The 8140-nt window shown below is 49.7% G+C and carries 1 protein-coding gene (only partly in view); it reads right to left on the minus strand.

Translation table 11 applies throughout. The features are described 5' to 3' along the window. Positions 1 to 8110 carry the 5' end (the start) of a TcdA/TcdB catalytic glycosyltransferase domain-containing protein gene (locus ACOJUN_RS17975; protein ID WP_422133285.1) on the minus strand. It extends 20459 nt beyond the left edge of the window, so only the first 8110 of its 28569 coding nucleotides appear in the window; it begins with the start codon at positions 8108 to 8110; its stop codon lies beyond the left edge, outside the window. Positions 8111 to 8140 lie beyond the last annotated feature (30 nt).

Below are 8140 nucleotides of genomic sequence, written 5' to 3' on the forward strand. Positions count from 1 at the left end.
CGTTCAGTCTCGGTGCTTTTTGTTCCGCCCGTTTGTCGGCCAGAAAGTCACCCAATAACCTTCTCAGAGTCTTGACGTACTGCTGGGCCAATTCAGAAAAGTCATTTCGTAGCTTTTGGGCATTCAGGGCAAGCAGGTCATCTTTTCCCAATACCGAAACCAGTAGATCAGGACTAGAAACCCGGAACGGATCTATGTCGTGGCCACCGGGTGCAATAATGTCCTGTAAAGACCCAAGCAGCAGGCGGGTAAACAGTGTTGCCATGGCGTCAGATGGCGGGCTTGCGACTTGCCGGGCCAGCTGATATCCCGCCTGCTGGGTCTGGAAAAAGTTCTCCTGCGCAAAAGGATTACCATAGGCCAGCAAGCCAATACCCGAAAACGGGTCACCGATTGAGTCTGCACGAACAAAGGCGCTGAGGTGCAGCTTTCTTGGTGCCCCTGTCTGCACAAAAGGCAGTTCAGCGTCGACAGTCGGCAACGGCATCAACCGGTAAGGGGAAAAGTTATCACGGGTGACTTGTTGCAGCCGAAGGTTGTAATGGTCAACCAGGTCGGAGAGTTTCTGCCTGCCATTGTTTTGGTGATTGTTGTCGATAATCGTATCAAGCAGTAAGCGTCTGGCCTGATCGAAATGAGGGGCATTCTTGCCCAGATAGGCATAATTCCTGCCGAGGGGCAAAGCGGGTAAATTCCGGAGTTTTTTCACCAGCCCTTCTGCAACCGGGAGCTGGCGGGGCATTAACTGTCCCCGTTCGTCTTCTTCAAGCACCAGCTTGACGCGAGGGTCTGATTGTGACCACAGCACATTGCCATCGGCAGGGAGAATGCCGGTCCATTTGCGCCCGAGCATATCCACCGCCACCAGGGCATTACGGACAGTGATTCGTTTTGTCCTGATTTTACCAAACAGTTTCCTGGCGAACTTTTCCACAGGGTAGTGCTCCCCGCTGGCAGCAGCGCCACAACCCACCAAACTGACGGTGCTGACAAATTGCCCGCCAGTTATGCGCTTGAGCACCTCGGCCAATTGGCTAACCGTCTTCCCGCCCAGGAGAAACTCTCTGGAATCGGCCTTTTTGCGAAACAGGCCCAAGCCAGCCTTGTTACCCTCACTACCATGACCCACAACAATAATACGTGTGTCGTCTTTAATAAAACCGGCTCGCAATATCCTGAGCTCAATGTCACGGCCTGTCACTGGATTAATCAAGGTACCATCAGGCTCCAGTCGTATATGCCAGCTAAAATAGGGCTGGTATTTTTTCCTCAGGTAAACGCTGGCTTTGACTTCATTGTCGCTGTTACCCAGCTGGAGAATAATCTGGTTGCCATAATGGCTGTCTTGCTCATCGTTCAGGGCATAACGCACGGTTTTATCAACATTGGTGACCCAGCTACTGGCCTGTTCATCAGTTTCCAAACTCACTAAATCAATCTTTGCCAATGGATTAATTTGCGTGAAATAGGATTTTTTTTCGTAATCAAGAAGATCCTCTCCTGAAAGATAAGCATTGAAATATTGCTTCATGACATCACGAAACACACTTGGCCCTGATAGCTGCAAGATCGAGCCGGATCCATACATTATTCCATCAGTCCGATATGAAATAAAAAAACCGGCGGCTACTCGATCGATTCCCAATTCATTGATAACGGCTGCCTTGACTTCAGCGAGATCGTAACTATAAAGTTTTGATGGATTGTCTATATCTAAACGTTCAATCAACTGTTGCCGCTTTATCATTTCTTGCTTAACCGCCTTGAGAATCTGGCTGTCTCGTGGCGCAATAATTAAACTATTTCTGGGCTGAACCATTTTTGAAAAAACCAAGGTTATTTCTGCTGAACCAGGAATAGCCCTGATGGATTCTGGAAAAACGAAAAGAGGCTCTTTTTTGTGATTGGCTATGACCTCTCTAACAGCCTGGGTAAAATCAGGGTATTTTTCCTTTAATTGATTATATTTCTCCTGTATTTCCGGATCAGGATTTCTTTTAGGGAAAAGTTGTTCCGGCCCTGGCTCACTTAAATACTCCATAATCAGATGATTAATTAAATTATTCAGTTGGCCTTCAATTAAAATATTTTCCGGAGGGTTAATATATTTAAACAAGCGTTGATTATAATGAGGTAGTGAGTCGACATCCAAATAGACACCTCCCTCACTCTTATCTTTAATAAGCAGATCCACTCGTATCAGATCCGATGCTGCTGCTAAAAGCCCTCTCAGCATAAGCTCTTTCTCGTACCACTTTTTTATGCTTGCGTCACTGCCTGCCTGCCAGAGCTGGTTGATATCGGCCAGTGTGAATCCCCCGGATCCGGGGTTGCCCCGAAGCCTGGTCAGTTCGTTGGCAAAATCCGTGAATTCCTTCAGGCTTTGCCTTTGTATTTGTGCTAATTCTGCTCGATCCATACCCAAGTGGTTGACCAAAAAAACCTTTGCCATGTCGTCGAAGGTTTTGCCCTGGGCAATGCCATTTTTTATAGTGCTGTAGGCCAAATCTTGTAGCTGAAAAATACGTGCCAAAAAATCATGTTTACTCCTTTCTTCTGCCAGGAATGTTGCGGGTATTTTCTCAGCGGCAACAGCGTTACGTATTTCCCGGGCAAGCACGGGTGCCAGAAGCGCTTGCGGGTCGTACCAGAGCGTTATTGGCCAGGAGGAAACCATCTTGGCCCAGACCTTGAGATGAGCTTTAACACCTTCGTTGAGACGACCAATCCAGATAAAGTTAAGCTTTTCAGGGACCTCCACCAAAGCATCCAGCAGGTACTGGTTTATTGTCGCGGCCAGGTGGGAGGTCACAGCGCCACCAGGAAGAATTCTGGGCAGTTTTTTCTGCATCCGATAGACAAGCATGTATTTTTCAAGAGCCGCTCCTTCCTGACGAAGTTGGTCAAATTGGGTAATTTTCTCCTCCAGCGCTGCTAAATCATTCGGCTCGAAAACACCCTGCAGATGCGGCTTCAGGCTGTGCTCGAACATTGCCGGGGTCGGCACCAGATCATCGGGATTAGCGGGCCCCAGCAACCCGCTGTGCTCTGACAAAACAGAGGGCAGCTGACGTATTCTGATGGCACCTTCAGCCAATGTTTCTTTTGCCGACAAGCGCTTGACGGTGATTTCACCGTTACTCATGCGAAGCGCTTTCAGCTTGTCAGAGCTGTCGGCCAGTGACCAGGTCACAAGACCCGAGTCAGAGAGCAGGCCAACCCACAGACGCCCCCAGATATCGACGATCAAAAGACCGTCACGGGCAGTCACTGCTGAGGTTTTTGTTGCTTGCAGGGTTTCTTTCAGGCATTGGCTGACAAGCCCGTTGTCGTCAATGCCTGAGCCAATCAGGTTAATGGTTTTAACCGGGGTACCACCGGTCAGTTCATTGATTTTTTTTGAGAGTTCTGACGCGGTTTGACCGCTCAGGGTAAATTTCCCGTTCTCGGACTTACCAAGTCCAACTACATGAATTCGACTGTTACCGTCGAGAAATCTGCTAATATCGGCCTTGTTGACTCTTGCACCTGTCTCTCCATCTGACCAATCATCATTATCAATGACCAGCAAACGGATTGAGTTATAAGTTTTCTGGTGATTTTTATATTTGCGATACAGGTAACGGCTCGCCCTGCTAATCGGGTTATTATCAGCAGGTTCCATCTGGATAATCAGTTGTTGGCTGTATTGGCTTGTGCTCTGGGGATCCGTCTTAATATAGTTTGCGATCTCGTTTTCGTGGTACCAGAAAGCTTCTGTTTCGCTGGAAATGGTATAGCGTTCCCCGGAAAGCAATAGCAGAGAATCAAGCAAAGCTTTATCGCTTTCTGTCCAACCTACTGCACTATTGCTTTCTGTCAGCGCGTCATCGCCGTTAAGTAATGGGTAGCCTTCCGAAAATTCCCACACCCCCCCGAATCGATAATAAGCCAATTTCGGTTGACCCTTTTCTTTTTTGGTGAAAAACGTTTTTGTATCCTGGATAGATTTCCAAGCTGTTACGCTGGACAGTTTATATTGGTCAATCGTCTGGTAATTTAATAAAAGGCGGTTTTCGACCTCCTTCATGGTCGGGTCGCCCTGTGATACTGAAAAAAAACGACTTTGTGCGTTTTTTAGTGACAGGTCGATCGTACCGGGAATGATTTTAACTTCTCCCAGAGGTTCAAACAGTTGCGAGGGATCAGAACTCGCCAAACGCTGCTCGAGGTCATTCTTTAACCGGGGGTATTTTTTACCGAACCAGGCGAGATCGTCTGCAACCTTCTGGGCAATGGCAGGGTCCTGGTCACCAGGAAGGAATTCTTTGCTGAACTGTTGGATGACAAGCTGTACCTGTACCCTCTTTACCCAGCTCCAATCTGTCATGCTGACGCCGGAGTAATCAATACCCTTGAAAAGATCCTTATTAATGAACGGCGAAAGGAACGTATCAGAATAAACACCACCGAGAGTGCCAAGCACCCTGCTTTTCACCAGTGCAGTGGCCGCTGGCTTATTACCACGCAACCCCAGCTCTCTTAAATAGTAACTTCTGGCCTTCTCACCGTCTTCCCCGTAAGCATCGGTCCAGACCGTTTTAATATCCTCGCGGGAAAACTTCGCGCCGGGATAAGAAGACTCTACCTTCTGTTTAAATAGCTGGTAGGCTTTCACCATTTGGTTTTTATGCTCATCAATATCCGATGATTTATGGTTGAGGTGGCGTACCAGAAAATTCTTCACTGCCAGATCAAATCCCCGTCCCTGTTTCATGTCTGACTCTATGAATTTCCAGGCCTGATCTTGCAGCTTCATGAATCCTTCCATTAAATCCGAGTCAAAATTAGACGGATCACTGGAACCGGATTGACTGGTTAATTGACTGATCACTGCTTTTTTGAGGGCATTGGTAAGCAGAGTAGTGAGCATTGCGTCCGGGTCGTACCAGAGGGTTATTTGTAAATCGGACTTTGAATTGGCTGCAATCCATAACCAGACCCGGTTTAGCTCCCCGGCTGTTGGGCTAATGCTGACAAAATGCAGCTTTTCAGGGACTGGCACCATGCTGGATTCAATCCAGCTCTGGATGTCTGTAGCCAGTTTCGCAAATGTTTCACCGGTTTCCAGCGGGTGGTTCTCGGTCAGCTCAATGAGTTGGTCGTAGACCCCTAATACCAAAGCGAAGGTAGATGGAGTCTGCTCATGGCGAGAGCCATCAAGCTTGACAAAAGCTTCTAGCAGGTCTTCAACACGTGCGTTCAAGTGGTCGTTTGCGGCGCGCTGATAGTCTAATAACGGTGCGAATTTTTCCAGGAACGCATCGGAATCAGGAATCAGTTTGTCAATTAATTTCAGGTCCTGAACTTCAGCAGAATCAGGATCGGTATCGGAACGGCGAACTCTGCGCTTTGCCACTGGTCTGGTCACTGCGTTATAGCGCCACAGGGGGAGAGGCGGTGAGTCGTCAAGCGCAGTTATTGTGCCAATGGCAGCCAGTTGCAGACGATAGGTACCCTTCCCGTCAGGCTCTGCTGTCAGTTGCAGATGACGCCCCAGAGACCCGTATCCGGTCACTGCCAGAGTTATGGATTTTTTACTGTCTGTCGCTGTCGTTTGATTAAACCTTACCTGTACGGGCAGGGTTTCTTTGATCATCACCTGACGGGGGTTTACTACCGGTAACGACAGTTCGTCCTGTCCGGGGTTGTCCTGCCGTGGCAAACCCAGTTCAGTACGAATCCGGTTTTTGGCCGCATTGGTATCTGCTTCTGGCGCCAGCCCGAGCGCCAGCTGCAATGCCTCTCCCAGCTGGTAAAAGAACGAAAGATGGCCTGCAAGCCACCCGGAACCATAGGGCAAATCCCCTTCATCCGGATCAAAAGGGATCAGCGTGAAGGTGCCGTTATTAACTGTCTGGTTAACCGGTACAAGATCATAAGCCGTGTCATTTTTCCTACCATGCTCGATTGGCAGGTAGGTCAGCGGGCCGGACTGACTGTCGGGGAATGCACCATTGCGACCGGGGATAATTAAACTGACATACTCTCCGGGGATCGTCCTGTTGCGCTCATCGGGGGGTATTTTCAGTAAACCTTGGTCGTGTATATCGCCAAGGGTGTCAGGTCTTATCGGGGTTGTTACGTTGCCCGACAGCATCCGTAACCCTTCGGTATTGTTCAACCGGTGTCTGAACAGGTCGCTGGCATCCACCAGTTGCCGCAGGTCACTGGCGAGGGTCTGATTACCGGAACTGGCCAGATAGTCCGGTGTCAGGTAAACCCCAATCCAGTCACCCAGAGCCTTGAGGGTAAGGAATCTGCCCCGAACGCTGCTGGTGGTATTGTTTAAGAGCGGCGCCTGCTCCGGCTCCAACAGGCCATCGTATTCACTTTGTTGTGCCTCATCATTTTTTTTCAGTCGCTGAAGGTTTGCCAAAACTGGGCTGTCGGGGTCTCTGGCAGTCAGCCAGTCCAGACTGCCATCAAGCGCCCTGCGGAAAAACCATTGTTCACTGCGCAACGGTTGTTCGTTGTAAACGGTTTCGATGGCAGTGAGCAAATCCGCCATTTCTCCGGCTGTGCGATTAGTCTCCAACGCCTGCCAGTCTTCCATAACGCTGGCAAGTGCTGGCGCCAGCCCGTCAGCCTGGTAAAGTTCCCGGACGGCATCAACAAAGTCTTCCGCTGTGCCACCCCGTTTCCTGAGATCATGGCGTTGGCCTGACACCAGTTGCCGGTAGAGATCACCGGACTCTTGTGGCCATTGCCGGGCCTGGTAACGTTCATCAAGCCCATAATGTGGTTTTAGTGCTTCCAGCCTGCTGCCAGTGATCCCCCACAGCTGTTCAATACCGGCCACAGCCAGGGCATTGTCGGTCAGGGTTTCTCTCCATGTTGGTATCAGCAGGGCCGACAGTCCGTGCCCAAGAGCTTCGTCAGAGTGCCGGGAAAGATCGGCGGCTCCCAGACGAATCAGTGGCCGACTGTCGTTTGTGAAGGTTGCGTCACTGTCAATAAATAATCGGTCGGACTCTGCCTTGATAAGAGGGACTTTGTTATCCGTGCCACCCGGATCACTGGCAATCTGAAGTCCGTGAAGAAAGGTCAGCAACTGCCGGTTAAAACCACCGTATAGAAACAGTCCTGCCAGTTTCTCAAGGTCAAAAACCAGTCGCTGGAGTGTTTGTGCCGGGTCTTTGTAACCGAGGGAACGGTAGTCTTGGGCATCAAGGGTGATGTCCACCAGCTCCAGCGGCGGAGCACCGTCGCCCTGGGGATATACCCTGACCGCTATTTCCGTTCCGTTAACCTGGGTGCGATAACCTTTGCCAAAGGCAGGACAGGCTATTGTCTCGTCGATGCGCAAAAGCGGCGCGACGGGCGTGAAAGTAGAATAACTGTCAGGCACGGGTCTGGTAACATTGCCTGATGAAGGGATCTCCTCGCTTTTGAGCCAGGCAAGTGTTTGACCAAGGTCGTTTTTAGAATGCCAGTGCCTGGCTTGCAATTCGGCACTCAGAGGGGTTGGCGGCTTCTCAAGGTTCTGTGGGGCATTGAACAGATCAGGAAGCAAGGACTCCAGCCAATAGAGTGAAACCGGTGATACTTTCTGATGCAACCACTTGGCGGCCAGGGTTTCAGAGATAAAGTCGAGCTGTGTTCGAGTGGCTGTAGAACCATATTGGCGCACCTGAAATTCTGACCAGAAGTTATTGGGGTCACAGGCCTCATAAACGACCATTGCCATATTCTTTAGCAAGGTGGCGACGAGCCGGTCAGATCCGATTGATTGTCCGATTAAAAATGTAACTCCATCGTCGTCATAATAGATATTCTGACCCGGCAAGTCAGAATCAGACAGGATAATACTGATATTCCGATGTATATAGTGGGGAAAAAAACCTGACTGCTCAATTAGCCAGAAGGCTCTGTCAATAGCTGTCCTAACAGTACTAATGTGCGCTGGCGTGGCAAAGGCCGATCCCGGGCTGGCCTGATCCGTTGACAGTCTGATGGTAAAAGTACCGGTATTAACCATGGCGAAGTAAAACCAGCCATCGCTGGTATTCAGCCACTGTCTTTTAGGAACAGGATTGCGAGGATTATTATCAGTCGGATTGGCAGGCATACGGGAACCTCTCCGTAACTAACAGGTTGT

The sequence above is a fragment of the Endozoicomonas sp. ALD040 genome (assembly GCF_049275945.1).
GTDB lineage: Bacteria > Pseudomonadota > Gammaproteobacteria > Pseudomonadales > Endozoicomonadaceae > Endozoicomonas_A.